This window comes from Streptomyces sp. NPDC015242 (assembly GCF_043079125.1).
Classification (GTDB): domain Bacteria; phylum Actinomycetota; class Actinomycetes; order Streptomycetales; family Streptomycetaceae; genus Streptomyces.
Map to the genome: position 1 here is coordinate 51798 of NZ_JBIBUF010000014.1, position 24895 is coordinate 76692.

Below are 24895 nucleotides of genomic sequence, written 5' to 3' on the forward strand. Positions count from 1 at the left end.
CGGGTGGGCACCGACACCCTGCGGACACCGCCCGCCGACGGGGCGGATCTCAGACGCGAGCAGCGCGGCTGGTACTTCTACGACTGGGCCTGCTCGGTCTACTCCACGAGCGTGCTCACCGTCTTCCTCGGCCCCTACCTGACCTCGGTCGCCGAGTCGGCCGCGGACGCCGACGGGTACGTCCACCCGCTCGGCGTCCCGGTGCGCGCCGGGGCCTTCTTCGCCTACTCGGTGTCCCTGTCGGTGATCGTGGCCGTACTGGTCATGCCCTTGGTCGGAGCCGCCGCGGACCGCACGGGCCGCAAGAAGCCCCTGCTCGCGGCCGCCGCGTACACCGGCGCCGGGGCCACCACGGCGATGTTCTTCCTGGACGGCGACCGCTACCTGCTGGGCGGCGCCCTGCTGATCGTCGCCAACGCGGCGCAGTCGGTCGCGATGATGCTGTACAACTCCTACCTCCCGCAGATCGCCCCGCCCGAGCAGCGGGACGCGGTGTCCTCGCGCGGCTGGGCCTTCGGCTACGCGGCGGGCTCCCTGGTCCTCGTCGTCAACCTGGTCCTCTACACCGGGCACGACGGCTTCGGCCTCTCGGAGGGCACGGCCGTCCGGATCTGCCTGGCGTCGGCCGGCCTGTGGTGGGGCGCTTTCGCGCTGATCCCGCTGACCCGGCTGCGCGACCGCAGGCACAGCGCCGGCAAGGCGGCGCTCCCCGGCTTCCGGCAGCTCGCCGCGACCGTGCGCGACATGCGCCGCCACCCGCTGACCCTCGCCTTCCTGCTCGCCTACCTCGTCTACAACGACGGCATCCAGACGGTGATCTCCCAGGCCTCGGTCTACGGTTCCGAGGAGCTGGGCCTCGGTCAGTCCACCCTGATCGGGGCCGTCCTGCTGGTGCAGGTGCTGGCGGTGGCCGGCGCGCTGACGATGGGCCGGCTGGCCCGGACGTACGGCGCCAAGCGCACGATCCTCGGCTCGCTGGTCGCCTGGACGGTGACGCTCGCGGCCGGGTTCTTCCTGCCCGCCGGGGCGCCCGTGTGGTTCTTCGTGCTGGCCGCCGGGATCGGCCTGGTCCTCGGCGGCAGCCAGGCGCTGTCCCGCTCCCTGTTCTCCCATCTCGTCCCGCCCGGCAAGGAGGCCGAATACTTCTCCGCCTACGAGCTGAGCGACCGCGGGATGAGCTGGCTCGGGCCACTGCTCTTCGGGCTCACCTACCAGCTGACCGGGAGCTACCGGGACGCGATCATCTCGCTGGTGGTCTTCTTCGTCCTCGGTTTCGTCCTGCTCGCGCGGGTACCGGTGCGGCGTGCCGTGGCAAAAGCGGGGAACCCGGTTCCTGACAGGATTTAGCACTCAGCGCGAAAGGGCTGTAGTGTACGCGTTTGGCCTGCCAGGCGTACCGTTACTGCGCGTCAAAGATGGCGAAACGCTGGGTTACATCTGCCATCAGATGTGACAAACCGGGCGTCGGTGGGTACAACAAGGGCGGCTACGACGGCGACGCATGACCCGGAACGGGACTCGGAACGGGAATCTTTACCGCCGACCGGACGTTGACCGGATGACGACGACAGCGACACCTGTCCTGTGGGCGACAAGCCCGGGAGGCACGATTCATGAGTGAGCGAGCTCTTCGCGGCACGCGCCTCGTGGTGACCAGCTACGAGACGGACCGCGGCATCGACCTGGCCCCGCGCCAGGCCGTGGAGTACGCATGCGAGAAGGGGCACCGCTTCGAGATGCCCTTCTCGGTCGAGGCGGAGATCCCGCCGGAGTGGGAGTGCAAGGTCTGCGGGGCCCAGGCACTCCTCGTGGACGGCGACGGCCCGGAAGAGAAGAAGGCCAAGCCCGCGCGTACGCATTGGGACATGCTGATGGAGCGGCGCACCCGCGAGGAACTCGAAGAGGTCCTCGAGGAGCGTCTGGCGGTTCTTCGCTCCGGTGCGATGAACATCGCGGTTCATCCCCGGGACAGCCGCAAGTCGGCCTAGGTCCCCGCAAGGCCTGGCGATCGATCAGCGCACATCGACAACCGCGGGCGCCGTACGGAAGTACGGCGCCCGCGGTTTTGTCATGCGGTGGCGCGGTTGTCCTCGCGCCCCGATCAGTACGTCAGCGGCGGGCGCGGCCGCTCCGGGGCACCGCCCGGCTCGTCCCTGACGACCTCGCCCTGGACGACCTTGCCGTCGGGCCGGTACATACGGGCCTGCCGGAAGGCGCCGCCCAGGCTGCCCGGGTCCGCTTCGCGGAGCTTGCGCTCGAAGGTCCGCTCGGCGGAGCGGCTCACGGCCTTCTGGACCGGGGGCAGCAGCAGGAGCAGGCCCACCGCGTCCGACACCAGGCCGGGGATCATCAGGAGCAGGCCGCCCAGCATCATCAGGCCGTTGCCCTCGCTGTCGGGCCGGGCCGCCTCGGGCAGCACACCGCTCTGCTGCTGTTGCAGCGCCTCGGAGAGCCTGCGGAAGGCCCGCCGGCCGGCCCGCTTGATCACCACCGAGCCGAGGACGGCGCCCGCCAGCAGGACCAGAAGGACCACCAGGCCGTTCGTCGCCCCCGCGACGAGGGTGAGCAGCCAGATCTCCAGCACGAGCCAGGCGGCGAACCCCAGGGGCAGGAACGTGCGCAGCCGGGAGCGCCGGGGCCGGGCGGGGTGGCTGGGGATCTGAGCGCCAGTCGTCATGCCCCCAGTGTGCCTGGCCACGGCTCAGCGCGGGATAAGCCCCCGGGCAGGCCGCTTCCGCGTACGGCGGAGCGGCGGGGCCGCGGGGTGCTACGGCGCGGAGGGCCGGGAACCGCGCCCCGTGACCTTGCCGACGCGCTCCCCCACGCCCCAGGCCGTGACCCGCCACAGCGCCTCGACCAGGATGTCGCGGCTCATCTTCGAGTCGCCGAGTTCACGTTCGACGAAGGTGATGGGCACCTCGACCACGTGGTATCCGGCCTTGACGGCGCGGCGGGCGAGGTCGACCTGGAAGCAGTAGCCCTGGGAGGCCACCTCGTCGAGGCCGAGGCCCTCCAGGGTCTCGCGGCGGAACGCGCGGTAGCCGCCGGTGATGTCGCGCAGCGGCAGGTCGAGCGCCAGCCGCGAGTAGAGGCTGCCGCCCCGGGAGATCACCTCGCGGGACTTCGGCCAGTTCACCACCCGGCCGCCCGGCACCCAGCGCGAGCCCAGCACCAGGTCGGCGCCCTTGAGGGCGGTGAGCAGGCGGGGCAGTTCCTCGGGCTGGTGGGAGCCGTCGGCGTCCATCTCGACCAGCACCCCGTAGCCGCGCTCCAGGCCCCAGCGGAAGCCCGCGAGGTAGGCGGCGCCGAGGCCCTCCTTGCCCTTGCGGTGCAGCACGTGGACGTGGTCGTCCGAGACCGCCAGTTCGTCGGCGAGCTTGCCCGTGCCGTCCGGGCTGTTGTCGTCGGCCACGAGCACGTGCGCCTCGGGGACGGCCTCGCGCACCCGGCCGACGATGGGCTTGATGTTCTCCGCCTCGTTGTAGGTCGGGATGATCACCAAGGCCATGCCGAGCGGGCCGAACTTCCTCCCCTGGGCTTCTGCCGCGAGGGTTCCGTCGCCGTCGTTCACTGCTGCCCCTTCATGTCCGTACGCAGGGGTCCACCATAGTGGCCCTCGCCTGCGATGACGTGACAGGACGTTCGAATGGTGGTGTCGAATCCGCGGGACGCGGGCAGGAATGCGCCCTCGCGGCGCGCGCGGACGGCGGATGGGGGCCCGGCGCCCTTCGGGCCGACCTCGGATCCGCCGGCTGCGGATCGACCGAAAGCCGTTGTCTACTGAGCGCCCGGGCCCCACCCGGGGTCACACCTCCCCGACCGGCCGGAACGTTCCCTCGGCGCTGCGCCGGCCTGAGCCTGGCTCCCAGTGGCGGTGCCCCGGTGCGGCACACCGTCCCTGACCCGGCGGCGCTGCGGCGAGTGCGCGAACGCTCCCCGGTCGGGCGTCCGGTGGTGGACCCGGCCGAACCTACCGGCCCCCCGCGGCCGCCTGTCAACAGCCGTCCGACCTGCGCATCCGGCGGCAAAGCCCTGGTCAGTGCGGTGGATGCGCAGGTCGCGCGCGCGGGGCGCGGCGCCCGTTCGCACGCGCGCCACCCTCGTAGATCACTCGCCCGGCCGTACGAAGACCGTGCGCCCGCCGACCACGGTCCGCAGGCAGACGGGCAGGTCGCAGCCCGGGGTCAGGTCGGGCAGGCCCGGGGTGCCGGAGCGGGGGTCCGTCGACCAGCGGGCGACCCGGTCGTCGGGGGCCTGGACGACGAGTTCGCCGGTGCGCCACACGGCGTAGTCGGCCGGGGCGCCCGGGACCAGGACCCCGGCGTCGTCGCGTCCCACGGCCCGCCAGCCGCCGCGCGTGTGCGCCGTGAACGCGGCGCGCACGGAGACGCGGTGCTCCGGCGTGCGGTGGAAGGCGGCGGCCCGCACCGTGCCCCAGGGGTCGAGCGGGGTGACCGGGCTGTCCGAACCGAAGGCGAGCGGCACACCGGCGCGCAGCAGGGCGGCGAAGGGGTTCAGGGCACGGGCCCGGTCCGTTCCGAGCCGCTGGGCGTACATGCCGTCCTCGCCGCCCCACAGGGCGTCGAAGGCGGGCTGGACGGAGGCGGTGAGCCCGAGTTCGGCGAAGGCGGCGATCGCCTCGGGGGTGAGCAGCTCGGCGTGCTCGACGCGGTGCCGTGCGGCCCGGATCCGGGCGAGACCCAGCTTCTCGGCGGCGGCCCGGGCGCCCTCGACCACGGCGTCCACGGCCGCGTCGCCGATGGCGTGGAAGCCCGCCTGCAGCCCCGCCTCGGTGCACGCGACGACGTGCGCGGCGACGGCGGCGGCGTCGAGGTACGCCCGGCCGGTGTGCCCGGCGTCGGCATAGGGCTCGTGCAGGCAGGCCGTGTGCGAGCCGAGGGCGCCGTCGACGAACAGGTCGCCCGCGGCGCCGGCCGCGCCCAGCTCGCGCGCCTTGGCGACGTCCCGCTCGGCCCAGTAGCCGACGACGCGCGGTCCGGCCTCCTCGCCGGCGAGGCGCAGCAGGCCGGTGAAGTCGTCCTCGGAGGAGATCTCCGGGCCGGCGCACTCGTGGACCGTGCCGATGCCGAGTGAGGCGGCGTGCGCGAGGGCGGCGCGCTGGGCGTCGGCGCGCTGCCCGGGCGTCACAGCCGCGAACGCGGCGGCCCGGACGGCGTGGTGGGCGTCGGCGGTGAGCGGCCCGTCCTCGCGCGGCGCGCCGGGGACGAGGTCGAGCAGGGCCGTCGTGACGACCGCCGAGTGGACGTCGATCCGGCTGAGGTACAGCGGCCGGTGCCCGGTGGCCTCGTCCAGCTCGGCCCGCGTGGGCGGCCGGCCGCCGGGCCAGCGTGCGGCGTCCCAGCCGTGCCCGAGCAGAACGCGGTCGGCCGGGCGGGCGGCGGCGAAGTCCCGGACGAGGGCGAGGGCGGCCTCGAGGGAGGGAGCGCGGGACAGGTCGAGTCCGGTCAGGGCGAGACCGGTGGCCGTGGTGTGCACGTGCGCGTCCGTGAACGCCGGGGTGACGAGCGCCCCGTCCAGGTCGACGACCTCGTCGACCCCGTCCGCGAAGGCGTCGGCGGCGCCCTCGGACCCGACCCAGGCGACCTGCCCGCGCTCGACGACCATGGCGGTGGCGAACGGATCAGCGGGGCTGTGGACCTCTCCGCGACGGAGCAGGACGGTCTGGGGCGGGGTGCGGGACTCACTCATGGAGCACAGTTTCACAGGCCCCGCTCCCCCGCTCCGCGAAGGGGTGGCCGGTCAGATCCTGGGCGGCCGGGCCTCGTAGGGCGTGGACAGCACGACCGTCGTGCGCGTGGACACCCCGGCCAGCGACCGCACCCGTGCCAGCAGCTCCTCCAGCTCGTGCGGCGTGGCCACCCGCACCTTGAGGATGTAGTTCTCGTCGCCGGCCACGCTGTGGCACGCCTCGATCTCCGGCACCCCGGCGAGCCGGTCCGCGATGTCGTCCGGGGCGCTCGGGTCGAACGGCTTCACCGAGATGAACGCGGTCATCGGCAGCCCCACCGCCTCCGGGTCGACGACCGCCGCGTAGCCCCTGATGACGCCCCGCTGCTCCAGCCGCCGCACCCGCTGGTGCACGGCCGAGGTGGACAACCCCGTGGCCTTGCCCAGGTCGGTGTAGCTCATCCGCCCGTCCTTGACGAGCAGCTGCACGATCTGTCGGTCCAGCTCCTCCATGGCGCAAGAACCTACAGGGCGGTTGATCTCCTCCGATACCTCGGCAGCGCAGGTCATGCCCGGTTCGTGATGTGGCCGGAGGACGGCGGTCAGCCGTTCGGGGGACAAACCCGCCGGAGGGGACGCCCGCACTCGGCATGTGACGAACGCCACATCGCTCGAACAGTCTCCGTGATGTTCTCGTGATTACCGCCCAGGGGGGACGGGAAGTGCTTGCTGTGGTCGAGGCCGCAGTGCCTGATACGGCCCAGCCCGAGGGGGAGTACCCAATGCAGAGTCTTAAGCGCCCTGGTCGCACCGCACCCAAGCGGCACCAGCTCGTCGTCGAGCCCGAGCCGGAGGGCGTCGAACCCGACGCCTACGACGACGAGTTCGACGCATACGACACCTTCGAGATGTTCCGGGTCGTCTGCCCGGACTGCGCGCAGCCCATCGCGCTGCTGGCGGACGAGGAGGTGCTGCCGGAGCACGCGCTGTGCGCCTCGCCGTGGAACCCGTTCGGGCTGACGGTCTGTGCCGGCACCGGCCGCAGCGCCGCCGACGCCCGCCCCGCGGACGAGTCCGTGGAGCCGCAGGAGCAGGACACCGCGCTGCTGCTGACGCTCCCTCAGGGTCTCGACTGGCGGACCCAGCCCTTCTCGCACGTCGGCGGCCCGGGCTCGCGCCCCATCAGGGTCCCGGTGATGCGCCGCGACGCGGCCTGAGCGCGGTCGGCCCGCCGCTCGCCCCACCCAGTGACTGTCCCGCACCACGGCGTGGACCGCCGTGGTGCGGATCGGTGCGCCCGGAGCCGGACGCGCCCTGAACGCACGGCCGATTCCACCGTCCGGTGACCTGTCCGGCCTCTGCCGCGTTGCCCTGGTATGACCCCCATCTCCTCAGCGACCGGGCGTCAGCGCCTCCTGTACGTCCCGCCGCCCGCAGAATCGGTTCGGCCGGGTCCGCCGCGGTATCAGGACCCGCCGATCTACCGCGACTTGATGCGGACCTGGGCCGAGGGCGGCCGCACCCTGCCGGGCCGGCACGATCCCGAGTGGATGCGGCTCGCGGCGCCCTGGCGGGGCCTGGACCAGTTCAGCGTCCCTCTGGACCCACGAGATGGCGGGCGATGACCATGCGCTGGATCTGATTGGTGCCCTCGACGATCTGCAGCACCTTGGCCTCGCGCATGTAGCGCTCGGCCGGGAAGTCGGCGGTGTAGCCGTAGCCGCCGAGGATCTGCACGGCGTCGGTGGTGACCCGCATCGCCGTGTCCGTGCAGTGCAGCTTGGCCATGGCGGCCTGCCGGGCGAAGGGCCGGCCCGCGTCGCGCAGCCGGGCCGCCGCGAGGTAGAGCGCGCGGCCCGCCTCGATCTGCGTCGCCATGTCGGCGAGCATGAAGCGCAGCCCCTGGAAGTCCGCGATGGGCTTGCCGAACTGGCGCCGCTGCGTCGCGTACGACACGGCCTCGTCCAGTGCGGCCTGCGCCAGGCCGATCGCGCACGCCGCGATGCCGAGCCGCCCGGAGTCCAGGGACGACAGGGCGATCGCGAAGCCGTGCCCCTCCTCACCGATACGCCGGGCGTCGGGGACCCGCACGCCGTCGAAGTGGACCTGGGCCGTGGGCGAGCCCTTCATGCCCATCTTCCGCTCGGGCGGCGCGGCACTCACCCCCGGCGCGTCCCCGGGCACCAGGAACGCGGTGATGCCGCGCGGGCCCTCCTCGCCGGTACGCGCCATGACCGTGTAGAAGTCGGCGATGCCGCCGTGGGTGATCCAGGCCTTGGAGCCGGTGATCACCCAGTCGTCACCGTCCCGCACGGCCCGGGTGCGCAGGGCGGCGGCGTCCGAGCCGGAGTGCGGCTCGGAGAGGCAGTAGGCGCCGAGCAGGCCACCGCCGAGCATCGCGGGCAGGTGCTCGACCTGCTGCTCCTTGGTGCCGTTGGCGGCGAGGGCGTAGGAGGCCAGGGTGTGCACGCTGACGCCGAGGCCGACGGTGAGGCGGGCCGCGGCGAGCTCCTCCAGGACCTGGAGGTAGACCTCGTAGGGCTGGTCGCCGCCGCCGTACTCGGAGTCGTAGGGCAGGCCGAGCAGGCCGGAGCGCGAGAGCAGGGTGAAGAGCTCGCGGGGGAACCGGCCGGCGTCCTCCTCCTCGGCGGCCTTCGGGACGATCTCCTGCTGCGCGATGTCGCGCACGAGCGAGATCAGGTCCCGGGCCTCCTCCGTGGGCAGTTGTCGGTCCACCGGCTGCGGGGCGCGGTCGGGCATGGCGACGCTCTCCTCCCTGTCGGGCGCTGGCGGACGGGCCCGTGGGTGGGGGCGACGCCGCCGGGTCGTTCTGGTGCCTGGCCGATGCTTGCAGTCCCGGGTCGCGGAAGCTGCTGACCAGCGGCTGTGCGCTGTGAGTATGCCCGATCGGAGGCATCCCGTCACCAGTTAACGACCGCTTACTCCAAGAAATGGCCGGGCGGGGACGGAGCGGCGAAATTGGTCCGCACCATTGACCAACTGGTCTAGTCCTCCTACTGTTTCGCTCCACCGATTCACCGCGTTCATGCCAATGGGCGCGGCGTTCCCCTCCCCCCACGAGGAGACACCGGATGCACACCCCCCACCCGTCCCGCTTCCGGGCCCTGGTGTCCGCGGCCTGTTGCGCCGTCCTCGGCGCCGGGCTGCTGGCCGGCGCGGGCACCACCGCCACCGCGGCGACCCCGGCTCAGGAGGCCGCCGCGGACGTGAAGGCCGCACCGCAGGTCAAGGCAGGCTCCAAGGTCCTCGGGTACTTCACCGAATGGGGCACCTACGACCGCAACTACCACGTCAAGAACATCGAGACGTCCGGCTCGGGCGCCAAGCTCACCCACATCAACTACGCCTTCGGCAACGTCACCGGCGGCAAGTGCGCCATGGGCGACGCCTACGCGGCCACCGACCGGGCGTACACCGCCGCCGAGTCCGTCGACGGCAAGGCCGACACCTGGGACCAGCCGCTGCGCGGCAACTTCAACCAGCTGCGCAAGCTGAAGCAGAAGCACCCGGACCTGAAGGTCCTGTGGTCCTTCGGCGGCTGGACGTGGTCGGCCGGATTCGGTGAGGCCGCGAAGAACCCGGCCGCCTTCGCGCAGTCCTGCTACGACCTGGTCGAGAACTCCAAGTGGGCCGACGTCTTCGACGGCATCGACATCGACTGGGAGTACCCGAACGCCTGCGGCGCCACCTGCGACACCAGCGGCAAGGCGGCCTTCAAGGACCTGATGCAGGCACTGCGCGCCAAGTTCGGCTCGAAGAACCTGGTCACCGCGGCGATCACCGCCGACGCCACCCCCGGCGGCAAGATCGACGCGGCCGACTACGCGGGCGCGGCCCAGTACGTCGACTGGTACAACCCGATGACGTACGACTTCTTCGGCGCCTGGGACGCCGCCGGTCCGACGGCCCCGCACTCGCCGCTGACCTCGTACGCCGGCATCCCGAAGGCGGACAACCACAGCTCGGCGACCATCGCCAAGCTGAAGAGCCTCGGTATCCCCGGCTCGAAGCTGCTGCTCGGCATCGGCTTCTACGGCCGCGGCTGGACCGGCGTCACCCAGGCCACACCGGGCGGCACCGCGACCGGCCCGGCCGCGGGCACGTACGAGCCGGGCATCGAGGACTACAAGGTCCTCAGGACCAAGTGCCCGGCGACGGGGACGGTGGCCGGCACGGCGTACGCCAAGTGCGGCAGCGACTGGTGGAGTTACGACACCCCGGCGACCATCGCGACCAAGATGAACTACAAGAACCAGCAGGGGCTGGGCGGCACGTTCTTCTGGGAGCTGAGCGGCGACACCGCGAACGGTGAGCTGATCAAGGCCATCAAGTAAGGCCGGCCGAGGGGGCGGAGGGTCCGGGCGGACCCTCCGCCCTTTCTCATGTGCCCCGGCGGGCCGGCTCCGGGGCCCGGTGGGCGGGGTCCAGCTCCTCGATGGCCCGCAGCGCGCCGCCGAGCGTCTTCACCAGCAGCTCGCGCATGGTCGCGCGGGGCAGCTCGGGACGGTCGATCCACTCCAGCGTGGCGCCCTCCACGCCGCACACCCAGGCCAGCAGGGCCATGCGCGCCAGCGGGGTGACCTCGGCGCGGCCGTACGCGCCCTCGGCAATCGTGGCGACCACGGCCGCGCGCACCCCGTCACGGATGGCGTGCACCTCGGTGTCGAAGCCGACGCCGCCGCTGACGATCGTGCGGTAGGCGGCCTGGTTGTGCTCGGCGTAGCGCAGGTAGCTGTCGACGGTGCGCTGCACCCGGTCGACCGGGGGCAGTTCGGGGCCGCTGGCCGCCAGCGTGAGCAGCTCGGTGACGGAGTCCTGGATGATGGCCAGGTAGTAGCCGCGCTTGGACTGGAAGTAGTAGTAGATCAGCCCCTTGGCGACGTGCGCCTGCCGGGCGATGTCGTCCATCGACAGGGCGTCGTAGGACGTGTCGGCGAACAACCTCCGCCCGATGGCGATGAGTTCGGCACGGCGGGCCGTCGAGCGCTCGGTGCCGCGGGCCCGGGGGCGCGCGGCGGGCTGGGGGCTGATATTCAATTTCGACCCTGGTCTCACGGGCGGGGGCGGGACCTCCGCAGTATGGCAGGCCCCACACCCGCGGCGTGGGTCAGGTCACAGCAGCCCGAGCTGGGTCACGAGCATCGCGACGACCACGACCAGCGCCCAGCCCATGACGTGCTCGACGATCTTCGGGCCGTCCTCCCGGGGCCCGCCGGTGCGGACCCGGGTGGTGGTGGCGGAGGCGGTGGCGGAGTGCGCGGTCATGGCTTCTCGCTGATTCGGTGGTGCGGACGGACTTCCCCCCGGCGTTCTGTCCCACCTTGCCACCCGGAGCGGCTTATACGGCCGAGAGCTTGGTCACACGCGCACGCCCACCGAGCCGAGCGCGGTGCGCTGGGCCGCGGTCGGGGCCGCCGGGAAGTAGAGGTAGCACACGCCTCCGGTGCCGGAGGCGACCGCGCCGGAGCTGTTGTACCGCTTGGTCCGCAGCCAGATGTTCTCGAACTCGCGCCGCCGGTAGACGCGTCTGACGGCCTCGTTGCTCGCGGAGTAGGGGTCGTTGGCGATCACGTCGCCGTCAACGGTGAAGCCGATGACCGCCATGAGGTGCCCGGCGGTGCCGTACCCGGCGCCGGTCAGCTCCCCCTTCGTGAACGACTGGGACGTTATGGCGGGGATGCCGGCCGAGATCAGCGTCTCCAGGTCGGTGAGCGAGCCGAGCCGGGTGACCACGCCGCCGAGCCCCGGGAAGGTGGCCGCGTAGGCGGCGTTGAACGGCCAGTTGCCACAGCCGCCGTACTGGTGGTCGTAGGTGAAGCGGGCCGCGTGGCAGACCTGCGGGTCGGCGTACGCGGGGTTCACCCAGGCCAGTTGCTCGGGGCTGAGCCGGCCGCCCCAGTACTCGACGACCATCTGGGAGGAGGTGGGGCTGCACCAGGCCTCGCCGCCGTTGTCGTACTCGGGGTACTGGCCCTTGTGGATCTCCTGCGAGTAGCGCGGGACGGCCAGTTCCCTCGCGGGGCCGGGCGCGGAGGCCGGGACGGTGAAGCGGGCGGGGACGTCGGAGCCCATCGCGTGCAGCCGCCACACCGTGGGCGTGGCGCGGCCACCCGGCTTGCGGTACAGGGTCAGGCGCAGCCGGCAGGCGGTCAGGCGCAGTCCGGACGAGGGGTCGTCGACCGCGAGGGTGTCGGTCCAGACCGTGCTCCTGCCGTCGCTCTGGTCGTCGACCGAGGTGCGGCGGACGTCCTGGTCGCCGGCGGCCCAGCGGCCCATCACGTACCAGGGGCTGCTGGTGCCGTCGCCGTAGGTGGCCCGGGCCTCGACCTGGATCCAGGTGCCGGGCGGGGTGTGCGCGTTCCAGGAGACGATCGCCTCCGTCGCCGGGACGGTGAGCCGGTGGGAGGGGGACGTCCAGGTGCCGTACTCCCAGGCGGCGGTGGTGCCGGTGTGCGGGTCGGCGTACTCGGTGGTGCCCGCGGGCGTGGCGAGGGCCAGGCCGGGGCGGGTCCCGGCGACGGCCCGGGTGCCCCGGGCGGTTCCGGAGCACCAGTCTCCGTGGGTGAACCAGGCCCGGTTGTCCACGGTGCGGGCCGGGGCCGCCCGGTCCGCGGCTGCTGGGTAGGTCGTCATGGCGGCCTCGGGATCGGCGGCCGCCGGACCCGCGCTTCCGGTGACGGCGGCGGCGACCGCGGCGGCCAGGACGGTTCTGCGGGACGGCTGGTCGACTCTGCTCATGGCGGGACCCCCGGTGGTCGGAGTCGGGCAGGGGCGGGGCAGGTCCGGTACACGGCCGGTCGTATCCGTGTGTGCGCCACATATGAGCACAGCCGGCCTGGTCCTGCCAGCACTTCGGCCCGTGCCGCGCCCACCAATATTGGCGTCGACCAGTGGCACACCGGCCGGCGGCACCGTCGTCCGGGCGGTGCGCGCGCGTCGTTAGAGTGCTGGGCGAGATGACTGCGCCCTTCCGCCCCGCACCCGTCCCCGGCGACCTGGCCTCCCGGATCCGCCGCCTGCGTCCCTCCTGCGGCCCCGTCCGGCTGGTCGGGGTCGACGGGCACGCCGGCAGCGGGAAGACCACGTTCGCCCGGGGGCTGGCCGCGGCACTGGACGACGCGCCGGTGCTGCGCCTGGACGACATCGCCAGCCACGACGAGCTCTTCGACTGGACCGGGCGCCTGCTGGAGCAGGTGATCGAGCCCTTGAGCCGGGGCCGTACCGCCCGCTACCTCCCTTATGACTGGCGGGCCCGCCGCTTCGGCCCGGCGCGCGCGCTGCCGCCCGCCCCGGTGGTGCTCCTGGAGGGCGTGGGGGCGGGACGCCGCGCGCTCCGCCCCCACCTGGCGCTGCTGCTGTGGATGGATCTGCCGCGCGAGGAGGCATGGGCGCGGGGACGGTCGCGGGACGGGGAGGAACAGCGGGAGTTCTGGGACGGATGGGTCCCGGCCGAGCGCCGGCACCTGGCCGCGGACCCCTCACGGCCGTTCGCTGACCTTCTGGTACGCCAGAAGAAGACGGGGTACGAGGTGCTGCCGGGTCCCGCGGGGAGCTCCGCATCGGACCATTCCCTCACTCAGGGTGACGAGCCGCCCGCAGTGTGCTGAACTTGTGAAGACCCTTGCGGGACGACTTCCCCGAGTGCCCCAACTCGGCTTGACCGACGGGCCGTACAGGTCTTACGTTCTCAATGTGCGGCCCTTCGGAGCCGCCCGCAGACGCGAAGCCCCCGGTTGTTCCCCCGTGATCGGGGGCTTCGTTCTGCCCTCCCCCGCTTTTCCGGGCGCCGCGCGGCGCCGAGCGATCACCCTCGGTCACCGTCCGCGCCCGCGCCCACCCGCTCCCACCTCGCCGAACAGGCCGTGCGGCACCCTACGGGCGCGCGGCCCCCGCGGGTACGATGCCCTCGTCGCGACCTGCGGACGGTTGCTGCGCGCACGGTGCAACTCCCGTCCGGGGCAGAGCGGTTCGAGCAGGGAAGCCGGCCGGGGGACGGCTCGTTGGCATACCGACGGGGGCACGCTTCGTGGGGGACGGGATGGACTTCGGCACGCAGGGCCCTCAGGCCCCGGCCGACCTCGCCTGGCTGCGGGGCGTGGACGCGTACACCATGGGCGCCTACCCGCAGGCGGAGGAGGAGTTCCGGGCCGCCGTGCGGATGGACCCCGGGATGGCCGACGGCTGGCTCGGGCTGCACGCGCTGCGCGTGGACACGACGAACGCGCTGCTGCGGATGTTCCGCCACCGCGAACGCTTCGGGGAACAGCGCACCCGCTACCGCCGCACCCTCAACTCCTGGTACTGGCTGGGCTGGTGGGTGCAGCCGGTGCTGGAGAGCCCGCGCGACCTGCTGCTCGCGCACGCCTCCCACTGGCTGGACGGCCGCCACGTCCCCGAGCTGGACCGGGCCCTCGCCGGGCTGCCGCCGGTGGACACCGACCACCAGGTCCGCTTCCTGCACGCCTGCCGCGCCTATCTGGTCAAGGACTGGGAGCAGTTGGTCCGGCACACCGACCCGCTGCTCGACGACCCCGTGCTCGGTATCGAGGCGGGGCTGTTCGGCGGCATGGCCCGGGTCCGGCTGGAGATGTACGGGCAGGCCGAACCGCTGCTGTCCGCCGCGCTGATGCGCTGCCGCAGCGAGCAGCCGCAGCGCAAGGAACTGCGCTACTGGCTCGCCCGGGCGCACGAGGGCACCGGCCGCAGCGCCGCCGCGCTCCCGCTGTACCGGGCCGTGCACCGGGTCGACCCGGCGTTCATGGACACCTCCGCCCGGCTCGCCGCGATCGCCGAGGGCGACGGCTACGACGACGCCACCGGCCTGGCGGCGATCACGCTCACCGGCGCCGGGCAGGACGCGGTCGACGGGCCGGACGGTTTCGACGCGCTCTTCGGCACCGAGGGACGCGACCTGAGGCTGCCCGACCTGGAACCGGCCCCCTCCGCTCCCCCGCCGCCGGTCCCCCGCCCCGCGGTCCGCGAGAGGACCGGCCCGACGCCGTCCCTGCCGACCGGGCCCACCGATCCCGCCTTACTGGAGGAGGCGCTCGCCGAGCTGGAGCGGATGGTCGGCCTCGAACCGGTGAAACGCCAGGTGAAAGCGCTGTCGGCACAGTTGAACATGGCCCGGCTGCGCGCGGGCCAGGGGCTGCCGGTCCAGCCGCCGAAACGCCACTTCGTCTTCTCCGGCCCCTCCGGCACCGGCAAGACCACCGTCGCCCGCATCCTCGGCCGGGTCTTCTACGCCCTCGGGCTGCTCGGCGGCGACCATCTCGTGGAGGCACAGCGCGCCGACCTGGTCGGCGAGTACCTCGGGCAGACCGCCGTGAAGGCGAACGAGCTGATCGACTCGGCCCTCGGCGGGGTCCTCTTCGTCGACGAGGCCTACGCGCTGTCCAACTCGGGCTACGGCAAGGGGGACGCGTACGGCGACGAGGCGCTGCAAGTGCTGCTGAAGCGGGCCGAGGACAACCGCGACCACCTCGTCGTGATCCTGGCCGGCTACCCGGAGGGCATGGACCGGCTGCTCGCCGCCAACCCCGGGCTGTCCTCCCGTTTCACCACACGCGTCGACTTCCCCTCCTACCGCCCCCTCGAACTCACCGAGATCGGCAAGGTGCTCGCCGCGGAGAACGGCGACGTCTGGGACGAGGAGGCCCTCGACGAGCTGCGGTCCATCGCCGGGCACGTGGTGGACCAGGGCTGGATCGACGAGCTGGGCAACGGGCGGTTCCTGCGCACGCTGTACGAGAAGAGCTGCGCGTACCGGGACCTGCGGCTGTCGGTGTACCCCGGGGCGCTGGGGCGGGAGGACCTGGCGACGCTGCGGCTGCCGGACCTGATGCAGGCGTACGGGGAGGTGCTGTCCGGGCGGGGCCCGCAGGACCCGCCCGGACCGTGAGGTACCGGCCCTACGTCGCCAGTACCTCCTCGCCCGACCTCGGCTCGGTCAGCCGGACCTCGCGCACCTGGCGGTGTGCGGGGTCGCGCACCTCCCCGACCAGCAGTTCGAGCACGTCCTCCAGCGCCACGAGTCCGAGCACCTTGCCGGAGCCGTCGGCCACCTGCGCCAGGTGCGTCGCCGCGCGCCGCATCACGGTCAGCGCGTCGTCCAGCGGCAGCTCCGACCGCAGGGTCGTCATGGGCCGCCACAGCTGCTGGGGCACGGCCCGGTCCGAGTCCTCCAGGTCGAGGACGTCCTTGACGTGCAGGTATCCCATGAACGCGCCGTTGTCCGCGGCGACCGGGAACCGGGAGTAGCCGGTGCGGGCGGTGAGTTCGACGATGCGCGCCGGGGTGACCGACGGGCTGACCGTCACGAGGGACTCGCGCCGGAGCAGGACGTCCGTCACCGGGCGGGAGCCCAGTTCCAGCGCGTCCTCCAGGCGTTCGGCCTCCTCCGGGTCGAGCAGGCCCGCCTGCCCCGCGTCCTCCACGAGCCGGTTGAGCTGCTCGCTGGTGAACACCGCCTCGACCTCGTCCTTGGGCTCGACGTGGAAGAGCCGCAGGATGCCCTGGGAGACGGCGCCCAGGGCGAAGGTGACCGGCTTGCAGAAGCGGGCGAACCAGACCAGGCCCGGGCTGAGCCACAGCGCCGCCTTCTCGGGCGCCGCCATCGCCAGGTTCTTCGGGACCATCTCGCCGATGACGAGGTGGAAGAAGACCACGGCGGCCAGGGCGATCACATAGGTGAGCGGGTGGATCATGCCCTCGGGCAGGTGGACCCGCTCGAAGAGCGGCTCCAGCAGATGCGCCACCGTCGGCTCGGCGACCGCGCCCAGGGTCAGCGAGCACACCGTGATGCCGAACTGGGCCGCCGCCATCATCTGCGGCAGCCGCTCCAGGCCGTACAGCACCTGGCGGGCGCGGGCCGTGCCGAGGGGTTCGATCTGGCTGCGGCGGACGGAGACCAGCGCGAACTCGGCGCCCACGAAGAAGCCGTTGGCGAGCACGAGCAGCGCGGCGAAGAGCAGTTGGAGCACGCTCATCGGACGGCCTCCACCCTGGCGGCCACGGGGGCCGTCCGCACGATCCGGACCCGCTCCGCGCGGTAGTGGCCGACCCGGCGGACCGCCAGGCGCCAGCCGGGCAGCTCCGCCCTGTCGCCGACGGCCGGGATCCGGCCCAGCAGGTCGGCGATCAGGCCAGCGACCGTCTCGTAGGGGCCCTCGGGCACGTCGAGGCCGATGCGCCGGAGCACGTCGACGCGGCAGCTGCCGTCGGCGTCCCAGGCGGGCCGGCCGTCCTCCGGCGGCGCGGAGGCCAGCTCGGGCAGGTCGTGCCCGTCGTGCTCGTCGCGGACCTCGCCGACGAGTTCCTCGACGATGTCCTCCAGCGTGACGACACCGGCCGTGCCGCCGTACTCGTCGACGACGACCGCGATGGGCTGCTCGCTGCGCAGCCGGGTCAGCAGCGGCTTGACGGGCAGGGTCTCGGGGACGAGCAGCGCCGGGCGGGCGATGCGGCCGACGGGCGTGCGCAGCCGGTCCCGCACCGGCACGGCCAGGGCGTCCTTGAGGTGGACCATGCCGACGACCTCGTCGATCCGCTCCCGGTAGACGGGGAAACGGGACAGGCCCGTGGCACGGGTCAGGTTGACCACGTCCTCGGCGGTGGCCGAGGACTGCAGGGCGCTGACCTTCACACGCGGTGTCATCACGTGCTGCGCGGTCAGCTCACCGAGCGACAGGGTCCGTACGAAGAGGTCGGCCGTGTCCTGTTCGAGGGCGCCGGCCAGGGCGGAGTGGCGGGCCAGGGAGACCAGCTCGCCGGGGGTGCGGGCGGAGGCCAGTTCCTCGGCGGGCTCGAAGCCCAGGGCCCTCACGAGCCGGTTGGCCACGGCGTTGAGGCCCGCGATGACGGGCCGGAACAGCCGGGCGAAGACATGCTGCGGCGCCGCGACGAAACGCGCGACCTGCAGCGGCCTGGACACGGCCCAGTTCTTGGGGAGCAGCTCGCCGATCACCATCTGCACGGCGGAGGCCACCAGCATGCCGACGACGACCGTGACACCGGAGACGGCTCCCGGGGGAACGCCGATCGAGGTGAACGGGCCGTGCAGCAGCTCCGCGAGCGCCGGCTCCGCGAGCATGCCGACGACGAGGGAGGTGATGGTGATGCCGAGCTGGGTGCCGGAGAGCTGGAAGGACAGTTCCCTGAGTGAGGCGACGACGCGCTGGGCGCGCCGGTCACCCTCGGCAGCGGCCTTCTCGGCTTCGGCCCGTTCGACCGTCACGAGACCGAACTCGGCCGCCACGAAGAATCCGTTGGCGAGGATCAGCAGGAACGCGGCTGCCAGGAGCAGCAGGGGGATGGTCATGATGCCGCCGCCTCGCCACGGTCGCGGACACGGTCCGCGCTATGTCGGCAGGGGGCGGCGCAGGTACTGCAGGACGATCCGTCCATCGCCGGAGGGGGTCACTCCTCTGTCAGCAGGAAGCCTCTGCGCACCGGGCGGGGCAGCAGGGGCGGAGGCGCGTCCGTCGCGCCTCCGCCAACAGATTAATCAAGACACCGCCCGGTGCGGCAGTGGCGACCACCGTGCGGCTTGCCACGCCTCAGCTCCGACGCCCCTCGGGGTCCGCGACGGAACGGGCCTCCACCAGCGCCCGCAGGGCCCGGGCGTCGGCGATGGCGCGCTGCCTGGCGATGCCCGGCTGGATGCCCAGGGCGGGCAGGCTGGTGCCGTCGCTGAGGTTGAGGAACACCCACGGGTCACCGGGCCGCAGGGTCACCTGGAGGATCTCCGCCCACTCCAGCCGGCGCTTGTTGGTGAGGTTCACCACGGTGACGCCGTCCTCGTCGGCGACGACCTTGGGCCGCGCCAGCAGGAGCAGCACGGCGTCCAGCAGGAGCGCGGTGAGCACGAAGCTGAGCCGCTCGCCGGTGCTGAGCTGCTCCAGCAGCATCGCGACGGCCGTGATCACCAGCAGGATCGCGACGGCGGCCCCGAGCAGCACCGCGCGGGTGCTGCCCGGCCGGAAGGTGACGGGCAGGGCGGGCAGGTCGGACATCGGTGTCACGCCCTCTCAGAGACGGCAGGCGTGGATGGCCGTGGTCAGGATGGCCCGGGCGCCGATGTCGTACAGGTCGTCCATGATCCGCTGCGCCTCCTTGGCCGGAACCATGGCGCGGACGGCGACCCAGCCCTCGTTGTGCAGCGGGGAGACGGTCGGCGACTCCAGGCCGGGGGTGAGGGCGACGGCCTTCTCCAGCTGCTCGACGCGGCAGTCGTAGTCCATCATCACGTACGTCCGGGCCACCAGGACGCCCTGGAGGCGGCGCAGGAACTGCTGGACCTTGGGGTCGTCGGGGTCGGCGCCGGTCCGGCGGATCACGACGGCCTCGGACTGCATGATCGGCTCGCCGACGACCTCCAGGCCCGCGTTGCGCAGGGAGGTGCCCGTCTCGACGACGTCGGCGATGACCTGCGCGACGCCGAGCTGGATGGCGGTCTCGACGGCGCCGTCGAGGTGGACGACGGAAGCCTCGATGCCGTGCTCCGCGAGGTGGCCGGCGACGATGCCCTCGTAGGAGGTGGCGACGGTCTTGCCCGCCAGGTCGGCCAGGCCGCTGATGGTGCCGGGCTTGCCGGCGTAGCGGAAGGTGGAGCGGGCGAAGCCGAGCGGGAGGATCTCCTCGGCGTCGGCGCCCGAGTCGATCAGCAGGTCCCGGCCGGTGAGGCCGATGTCGAGCTGCCCGGAGGCGACGTAGATCGCGATGTCGCGGGGGCGCAGGTAGAAGAACTCGACCTCGTTGGTCGGGTCGACGATCCGCAGTTCCTTGGACTCCCTGCGCTGCTGGTAGCCGGCCTCATGCAGCATCTCCGCCGCAGGGCCTGACAGGGAACCCTTGTTGGGGACGGCGATGCGCAGCATGAGGTCGGCTTCCTTTGCGTGGGTGCGGTGCGGGAACGGAACGCGGCTTACAGGTGGGCGTAGACGTCGTCGAGGGAGATGCCGCGGGCGACCATCATCACCTGGACGTGGTACAGCAGCTGCGAGATCTCCTCGGCTGCCGCCTCCTTGCCCTCGTACTCGGCGGCCATCCACACTTCGGCGGCCTCCTCGACGACCTTCTTGCCGATGGCGTGGACGCCCTTGCCGACCAGCTCTGCGGTGCGGGAAGAGGCGGGGTCGCCGTGGGCGGCCTTGTGCTGGAGCTCGGTGAAGAGCTCCTCGAACGTCTTCTTGGACATGGTGACGCTCAGCCTATGCCACAGGTGGCTTCCGTCAGCGCCAGGGTTCGGATACTGAGCGGAGCGTGGCCGCGGTCGCCACCGCGGCCGTCACCGCCTCGTGGCCCTTGTCCTCACTGGAGCCCTCGATTCCGGCGCGGTCCAGTGCCTGCTCCTCCGTGTCGCAGGTCAGCACGCCGAAGCCGACGGGGACGCCGGTGTCGACGGAGACCTGCGTGAGGCCCTGGGTGACGCCCTGGCACACGTAGTCGAAGTGGGGGGTGCCGCCGCGGATGACGACGCCGAGGGCGACGATCGCGTCGTAGCCGCGGCCCGCGAGCACCTTGGCGACGACCGGCAGTTCCCAGCTGCCGGGGACCCTGAGCAGGGTCGGCTCGTCGATGCCCAGGTCGTGCAGGGCGCGCAGGGCGCCGTCGACCAGACCGTCCATCACCTTCTCGTGCCACTGCGCCGCGATGACGGCGACCCGGAGATCACCCACATTGCGTACGGACAGTTCCGGTGCACCCTTGCCGCTCACGTTGCTCCCTCTGTGCTCTGTTACTGGTTGCCGCAGGCCGGCACGGTGGTCGTGTCCAGCCAGGGCAGGTCGTGGCCCATCCGGTCCCGCTTGGTGCGCAGGTAGCGGAGGTTGTGCTCGCCCGCGCTGACCGGCATCGGCACACGGGCCTTGACCGTGATGCCGTGACGGACGAGCGCGTCGGTCTTGTCGGGGTTGTTGGTCAGCAGCCGCACGCTGCGCACCCCGAGGTCGGCGAGGATCCGGGCGCCGGCCCCGTAGTCGCGGGCGTCGGCGGGCAGGCCCAGTTCGAGGTTGGCGTCGAGGGTGTCACGGCCGCGTTCCTGGAGTTCGTAGGCGCGCAGCTTGGACATCAGGCCGATGCCGCGGCCCTCGTGTCCGCGCAGGTACACCACCACGCCGCGGCCCTCGGACTGGATGCGGGCCAGGGAGGCGTCCAGCTGGGGGCCGCAGTCGCAGCGGGCGGAGCCGAAGACGTCGCCGGTGAGGCATTCGGAGTGGACGCGCACCAGGACGTCCTGCCCGTCGCCGATCTCGCCGTGCACCAGGGCGACGTGCTCGACGCCGTCGACGGTGGAGCGGTAGCCGTGGGCGGTGAACGTGCCGTGGGCGGTGGGCAGTCGGGTGGTGGCCTCGCGGCGGACGGTGGGTTCGCTGCTGCGGCGGTAGGCGATCAGGTCCTCGATGGAGATGATCGTCAGGCCGTGCTTGCGGGCGAAGGGGACCAGTTCGGGCAGGCGCAGCATGCGGCCGTCCTCGCCGGCGATCTCGACGATGGCGCCGGCCGGACGCAGACCCGCGAGGCGGGCCAGGTCGACGGCGGCCTCGGTGTGGCCGTTGCGGGCGAGCACGCCGCCGGGCCGGGCGCGCAGCGGGAAGATGTGGCCGGGGCGGACGAAGTCGCCGGGCCCTGACACACCGTCGGCGAGCAGCTGGAGGGTGGTGGCGCGGTCGGCGGCGGAGATGCCGGTGCTCACGCCGTGCGCGGCGGAGGCGTCGACGGAGACGGTGAAGGCGGTCTTCATCGACTCGGTGTTGTCGTCGACCATCTGCGGCAGGTTCAGCCGGTCCAGTTCGTCGCCCTCCATGGGGGCGCAGATCAGGCCGCGGCACTCGCTCATCATGAAGGCGACGATCTCGGGGGTGGCCTTCTCGGCGGCGATGACGAGGTCGCCCTCGTTCTCCCGGTCCTCGTCGTCGACGACCACGACCGGGCGGCCGGCGGCGATGTCGGCGACGGCCTGCTCGACGGGGTCGAGCGCGAGGTCCTCGAACTCGCCGTCGGTGCTGTACAGGATCGGTGCGGCGCTCATGCCGGCGCTCCTTCCAGGGTGGGCCGCGCGGCCTGACGCGAGCGCAGCCACCAGTCGCGCAGGCCCCACAGGACGAGCGCTCCGTAGATGACGTAGACGAAGCCGGAGAAGGCGTAGCCGTTGGCGAAGTTGAGGGGCACGCCGACCAGGTCGACGAGCAGCCAGGCGAACCAGAACTCGACCATGCCGCGGGCCTGGGCGTACATCGCGACGACCGTGCCGACGAAGATGTAGGCGTCCGGCCAGGGGTCCCAGGACAGCTTCGGGTAGGCCGTGAACAGCAGCGCCACCGCGACCGTGCCGGCGGCGGCCGCCGCGGCCATCGCGGCGCGCTCGCGCCAGGTGGCGAACCGGACGGCGATGTGGCCGTCCTCGCCCTGGCCCGTGCCGCGCCGCCACTGCCACCAGCCGTAGAGGGCGACGATCACCACGACCGCCTGCTTGCCCGCGCTGCCGGTGAGGTGGCCGAAGAAGGCGCCGAAGAGGATGAGGCCGGCCAGGAACTGCACGGGCCAGGTCCAGATGGAGCGCCGCCAGCCGAGGGCGAGGGCGGCGAGGCCGAAGAGGTTGCCGATCATGTCGGCCCACTTGATGTGCTGGCCGAAGAGGGTGAAGGCCTCCGAGTTCAGGGTGTTCACCGGGTCGCCCCCTGCGCGCGGTCGCCCAGCATGCGCTCGACGTACTTGGCGATGACGTCCACTTCGAGGTTGACCGGGTCGCCGGGCTGCTTGTGGCCGAGCGTGGTCAGGTCGAGGGTGGTGGGGATGAGGCTGACGGTGAAGTGGCCGGGGCCGGCGTCGACGACGGTGAGGCTGATGCCGTCGACGGTGATGGAGCCCTTCTCGACCACGTACCGGGTGAGGTCCGCGGGCAGGGAGATCTTCACGATCTCCCAGTTCTCGGAGGGCTTGCGCTCCAGGATCTCGCCGGTGCCGTCGACGTGGCCCTGCACGATGTGCCCGCCGAGGCGGTCGCCGACGGCCATGGGGCGTTCGAGGTTGACGCGGGAGCCGGCCCGCAGGGCGCCGAGGCTGGAGCGGTTCAGGGTCTCCGCCATGACGTCGGCGGTGAACTCGTCGCCCTCGTGGTCGACGACCGTGAGGCAGACGCCGTTGACGGCGATGGAGTCACCGTGTTTCGCGCCCTGGGTGACGACGGGGCCGCGCAGGCGGAAGCGACAGGCGTCGTCGAGGGTCTCGACGGCGGTGACCTCGCCCAGCTCTTCGACGATTCCGGTGAACACTTCCCGGGTCCTCCTGCCTCTTCGGGCACGGACTCCGGGGCTGTCGATGACGACAGAGGTACGAGCAGGAACACCGGGGCGACGCCGGATGGAGTCCGCCTTGGGGACGGACTTCTCGGGCGGCGCGCACGGATGCCCGCTCGCCGCGCACTGCCTCCCATCCGGACTTTAACCGTCGGTCCAGGAATTTCACCTGGTCAACCGGTCGCTGGAGGCGACCGGGTCGCGGACTGTAACCGCCGGTTCGGACTTTCACCGACCCCGGAGTGCGCTGCTACTGGTACACGGCCAGTGTGCCACGGCCGATCGAGGTCCAGACGGGTGAGGAATGTGGGGTGCCTCACAGAACGTGTCGCGTTCCTTCCCGAGCGCGACCGCGCGCCCAACTCCCGCGCCCGGCGCCGCACTCGGCTCGCGACCCGGCTTGGTACACACCTATTGACGCTGTGGTCTAGTCCTTTCTAGGGTCAGCGCCAGGGTCGGCACCTCCCACCCCCCACAGACCGGCCCGGCGGCGGTGACGACGGCCCTTGCCCGCCGTCGGGCCTCCCAAGCGCGGCGCCCGGGTCGCCGCCGGGCGCTACCGGCGCGGCCCTGCCCCTGCCCGCGTGAACAACTCGTCCTGCGCGCGGTCCCGAGCGGTCAGCAGCGCACCGCGCAGGACCGCGCCGCCGCCCAGGGTGCTGGCGCGGACCTCGGTGGGCAGCGGCGTCATCCGGGCCAGGCGCTCCCGCACCCGCGCGGCGAGTTCCGCGCCTCCGGCCTGCCCGACCTCGCCCCCGAGCACCACGCACCCCGGGTCGAGGATCGCGACGACCGAGGCGACCCCGACAGCCAGCCGGTCGGCGAGGGCGTCCAGGAAACGGGTGGCCGGGGCGTCGGCCGCGGTCCCCCGGCCCGCCGCCTCACGGACGAGCGCGACCGCGGCCCGCAGCGCCCCGGCCTCCGCCGGCCGGTGACCGGCGGCGAGCGGCACCGCGCAGCGGGCCGCGAGGTCCACCACCGCCGCCGCCGAGGCCAGGGAGTGGAAACCGCCCTCGCAGTCGGTGGCGGTCGGCAGGGCGGTGGTGCCAGGGACGGGCAGGAAGCCGATCTCACCGGTGCCGCCGGAGGCACCGCGGCGCAGCGCCCCGTCGAGGACCACCGCCGCTCCCGTGCCGTGCCCCAGCCACAGCAGGACGAACGTGTCCCGGTCCCGGGCGGCGCCGTCGCGCTGCTCGGCCACGGCCGCGAGGTTCGTCTCGTTCTCCACGCGCACCCGCGCCTCGGGCAGCCGCTCCTGGAGGGCGGCGACCAGCCGGCGGTGCCATTCGGGCAGCCCGGAGGAGTCGCGCAGTTCGCCGCTGGCCGGGTCGATCAGCCCGGGGGCGCCGATGCCGACGGTGTGCAGCCGGTCCGCCCCGGCCTCCTTGACCGCGTGCTCGACCAGCGCGACCGCCTGCTCGACGGCCGGGCCGGTGCCCGTGTCCCCGCCGATCGGCACCGACGCCTCCGTCAGCACCCGGCCCACCAGGTCGGCGACGGCAACGGCCACGCCCTCGGTGCGGATGTCCAGCGCGGCGAGGTGCGCCCGGCCGGCGACGATGCCGTACACCTTGGCGTTCGGCCCGCGCCGCTGCTCCCCCGTCTCGCCGACGACCTCGATCAGGCCGGCGGCGGTGAGGCGTTCGACGAGGTCGGCGACGGTCGGCCGGGACAGTCCGGTCAGCTGCTTCAACTGCCCTGCCGTCAGCGGGCCCTCCTGCTGGAGCAGACGCAGGGCGAGCCGGTCGTTGATGGCCCGGGCGGTGCTCGGGGATGCGGGCATGCCGGGGATCCTTCCAGATCGCCAGGCCCTCTCGGCCGGGGCCCGGCGGGAAGACCCTCTTATTATCAGGCAGGGTTCCTGATAGTTTACGGCGGCACGACAGGGT

Annotated in this window: 25 protein-coding genes and 1 riboswitch; of the genes, 7 read left to right on the forward strand and 18 right to left on the reverse strand. The window is 72.7% G+C overall.

The genetic code is table 11. From position 1 onward, the window contains the following. Nucleotides 1-3: 3 nt before the first annotated feature. Complete coding sequence (locus ACF07N_RS34995; RefSeq protein WP_392120783.1) at nucleotides 4-1347, forward strand: MFS transporter; 1344 nt, start codon at nucleotides 4-6, stop codon at nucleotides 1345-1347. 266 nt (nucleotides 1348-1613) lie between these two features. Continuing rightward, complete coding sequence (locus ACF07N_RS35000) at nucleotides 1614-1988, forward strand: RNA polymerase-binding protein RbpA (protein ID WP_003977404.1); 375 nt, start codon at nucleotides 1614-1616, stop codon at nucleotides 1986-1988. A gap of 113 nt (nucleotides 1989-2101) precedes the next feature. On the opposite strand, the gene fxsA is transcribed toward ACF07N_RS35000, so the two are convergent. From fxsA to ACF07N_RS35020, 4 genes are all read right to left on the reverse strand, one after another. Further along, entirely contained in the window at nucleotides 2102-2677 is a 576-nt protein-coding gene (fxsA, locus tag ACF07N_RS35005; protein WP_392120785.1) for an FxsA family membrane protein, read from the reverse strand. Nucleotides 2678-2767: 90 nt separating this feature from the next. Then, the gene (locus ACF07N_RS35010; RefSeq protein ID WP_392120787.1) at nucleotides 2768-3571 is read right to left on the reverse strand and encodes a polyprenol monophosphomannose synthase; all 804 of its coding nucleotides are present in this window, start codon (nucleotides 3569-3571) and stop codon (nucleotides 2768-2770) included. A gap of 536 nt (nucleotides 3572-4107) precedes the next feature. After that, nucleotides 4108-5709 carry an amidohydrolase gene (locus ACF07N_RS35015; RefSeq protein WP_392120789.1) on the reverse strand — a complete coding sequence of 534 codons (1602 nt, stop codon included), beginning with the start codon at nucleotides 5707-5709 and terminating at the stop codon, nucleotides 4108-4110. A gap of 51 nt (nucleotides 5710-5760) precedes the next feature. Beyond that, nucleotides 5761-6201: an Lrp/AsnC family transcriptional regulator gene (locus ACF07N_RS35020; RefSeq protein WP_006136660.1), complete on the reverse strand. Its 441-nt coding sequence runs from the start codon at nucleotides 6199-6201 to the stop codon at nucleotides 5761-5763. A 269-nt stretch (nucleotides 6202-6470) separates the two neighbouring features. Here ACF07N_RS35020 and ACF07N_RS35025 point away from each other — a divergent pair, with 269 nt between their 5' ends. Both ACF07N_RS35025 and ACF07N_RS35030 read left to right on the forward strand, forming a co-directional pair. Then, a complete protein-coding gene (locus tag ACF07N_RS35025) occupies nucleotides 6471-6905 on the forward strand; it encodes a hypothetical protein (RefSeq protein WP_383334894.1) in 435 nt (144 codons plus the stop codon). Between the two features lie 159 nt (nucleotides 6906-7064). After that, nucleotides 7065-7313 (forward strand): hypothetical protein, encoded by a 249-nt coding sequence (locus ACF07N_RS35030; RefSeq protein ID WP_383334896.1) that lies wholly within the window; start codon nucleotides 7065-7067, stop codon nucleotides 7311-7313. Here ACF07N_RS35030 and ACF07N_RS35035 read toward each other — a convergent pair. Then, nucleotides 7276-8448: an acyl-CoA dehydrogenase gene (locus ACF07N_RS35035; RefSeq protein WP_383334898.1), complete on the reverse strand. Its 1173-nt coding sequence runs from the start codon at nucleotides 8446-8448 to the stop codon at nucleotides 7276-7278. The two genes, ACF07N_RS35030 and ACF07N_RS35035, sit on opposite strands and share 38 nt — an antisense overlap. 332 nt (nucleotides 8449-8780) lie before the next feature. On the opposite strand from ACF07N_RS35035, the gene ACF07N_RS35040 reads away from it, so the two are divergent. Continuing rightward, nucleotides 8781-10043: a glycoside hydrolase family 18 protein gene (locus tag ACF07N_RS35040; protein ID WP_392120792.1), complete on the forward strand. Its 1263-nt coding sequence runs from the start codon at nucleotides 8781-8783 to the stop codon at nucleotides 10041-10043. Between the two features lie 46 nt (nucleotides 10044-10089). On the opposite strand, the gene ACF07N_RS35045 is transcribed toward ACF07N_RS35040, so the two are convergent. The 3 genes from ACF07N_RS35045 to ACF07N_RS35055 form a co-directional block, all read right to left on the reverse strand. Further along, nucleotides 10090-10746 carry a TetR/AcrR family transcriptional regulator gene (locus ACF07N_RS35045; protein WP_383334902.1) on the reverse strand — a complete coding sequence of 219 codons (657 nt, stop codon included), beginning with the start codon at nucleotides 10744-10746 and terminating at the stop codon, nucleotides 10090-10092. 75 nt (nucleotides 10747-10821) lie between these two features. Next, complete coding sequence (locus ACF07N_RS35050; RefSeq protein ID WP_383334904.1) at nucleotides 10822-10974, reverse strand: SCO1431 family membrane protein; 153 nt, start codon at nucleotides 10972-10974, stop codon at nucleotides 10822-10824. A gap of 93 nt (nucleotides 10975-11067) precedes the next feature. Then, nucleotides 11068-12447, reverse strand: coding sequence for a peptidase C39 family protein (locus ACF07N_RS35055; RefSeq protein WP_392120794.1), 1380 nt, complete (start codon nucleotides 12445-12447; stop codon nucleotides 11068-11070). Nucleotides 12448-12665: 218 nt separating this feature from the next. On the opposite strand from ACF07N_RS35055, the gene ACF07N_RS35060 reads away from it, so the two are divergent. After that, on the forward strand, nucleotides 12666-13316 hold the full coding sequence (locus ACF07N_RS35060; protein WP_392120796.1) for a uridine kinase: 651 nt from the start codon (nucleotides 12666-12668) through the stop codon (nucleotides 13314-13316). A 431-nt stretch (nucleotides 13317-13747) separates the two neighbouring features. Further along, nucleotides 13748-15610, forward strand: coding sequence for an AAA family ATPase (locus ACF07N_RS35065; protein ID WP_392120798.1), 1863 nt, complete (start codon nucleotides 13748-13750; stop codon nucleotides 15608-15610). A gap of 10 nt (nucleotides 15611-15620) precedes the next feature. Here the strand turns inward: ACF07N_RS35065 and ACF07N_RS35070 are convergent, their stop codons facing one another. From ACF07N_RS35070 to ACF07N_RS35115, 10 genes are all read right to left on the reverse strand, one after another. Then, on the reverse strand, nucleotides 15621-16697 hold the full coding sequence (locus ACF07N_RS35070; protein WP_392120800.1) for a hemolysin family protein: 1077 nt from the start codon (nucleotides 16695-16697) through the stop codon (nucleotides 15621-15623). Continuing rightward, entirely contained in the window at nucleotides 16694-18028 is a 1335-nt protein-coding gene (locus ACF07N_RS35075; protein ID WP_383334914.1) for a hemolysin family protein, read from the reverse strand. Before ACF07N_RS35075 ends, ACF07N_RS35070 begins: the two co-directional genes overlap by 4 nt. Nucleotides 18029-18266: 238 nt before the next feature. Beyond that, nucleotides 18267-18722: a PH domain-containing protein gene (locus tag ACF07N_RS35080; RefSeq protein ID WP_392120802.1), complete on the reverse strand. Its 456-nt coding sequence runs from the start codon at nucleotides 18720-18722 to the stop codon at nucleotides 18267-18269. Between the two features lie 15 nt (nucleotides 18723-18737). Further along, nucleotides 18738-19586, reverse strand: a complete 849-nt coding sequence (hisG, locus tag ACF07N_RS35085) for an ATP phosphoribosyltransferase (protein ID WP_351362740.1) — start codon at nucleotides 19584-19586, stop codon at nucleotides 18738-18740. 47 nt (nucleotides 19587-19633) lie between these two features. Then, complete coding sequence (locus ACF07N_RS35090) at nucleotides 19634-19906, reverse strand: phosphoribosyl-ATP diphosphatase (protein ID WP_028423093.1); 273 nt, start codon at nucleotides 19904-19906, stop codon at nucleotides 19634-19636. A 34-nt stretch (nucleotides 19907-19940) separates the two neighbouring features. Next, the gene (ribH, locus tag ACF07N_RS35095) at nucleotides 19941-20426 is read right to left on the reverse strand and encodes a 6,7-dimethyl-8-ribityllumazine synthase (RefSeq protein ID WP_031116695.1); all 486 of its coding nucleotides are present in this window, start codon (nucleotides 20424-20426) and stop codon (nucleotides 19941-19943) included. A 20-nt stretch (nucleotides 20427-20446) separates the two neighbouring features. Next, nucleotides 20447-21739, reverse strand: coding sequence for a bifunctional 3,4-dihydroxy-2-butanone-4-phosphate synthase/GTP cyclohydrolase II (locus ACF07N_RS35100; protein ID WP_392120805.1), 1293 nt, complete (start codon nucleotides 21737-21739; stop codon nucleotides 20447-20449). Further along, entirely contained in the window at nucleotides 21736-22377 is a 642-nt protein-coding gene (locus ACF07N_RS35105) for a nicotinamide riboside transporter PnuC (RefSeq protein ID WP_392120807.1), read from the reverse strand. Before ACF07N_RS35105 ends, ACF07N_RS35100 begins: the two co-directional genes overlap by 4 nt. After that, nucleotides 22374-22982 (reverse strand): riboflavin synthase, encoded by a 609-nt coding sequence (locus tag ACF07N_RS35110; protein ID WP_383334923.1) that lies wholly within the window; start codon nucleotides 22980-22982, stop codon nucleotides 22374-22376. Before ACF07N_RS35110 ends, ACF07N_RS35105 begins: the two co-directional genes overlap by 4 nt. Before the next feature lie 143 nt (nucleotides 22983-23125). Beyond that, nucleotides 23126-23256: riboswitch (FMN riboswitch) on the reverse strand. 306 nt (nucleotides 23257-23562) lie between these two features. Then, nucleotides 23563-24789 (reverse strand): ROK family transcriptional regulator, encoded by a 1227-nt coding sequence (locus tag ACF07N_RS35115; RefSeq protein ID WP_383334925.1) that lies wholly within the window; start codon nucleotides 24787-24789, stop codon nucleotides 23563-23565. Nucleotides 24790-24895: the final 106 nt, after the last annotated feature.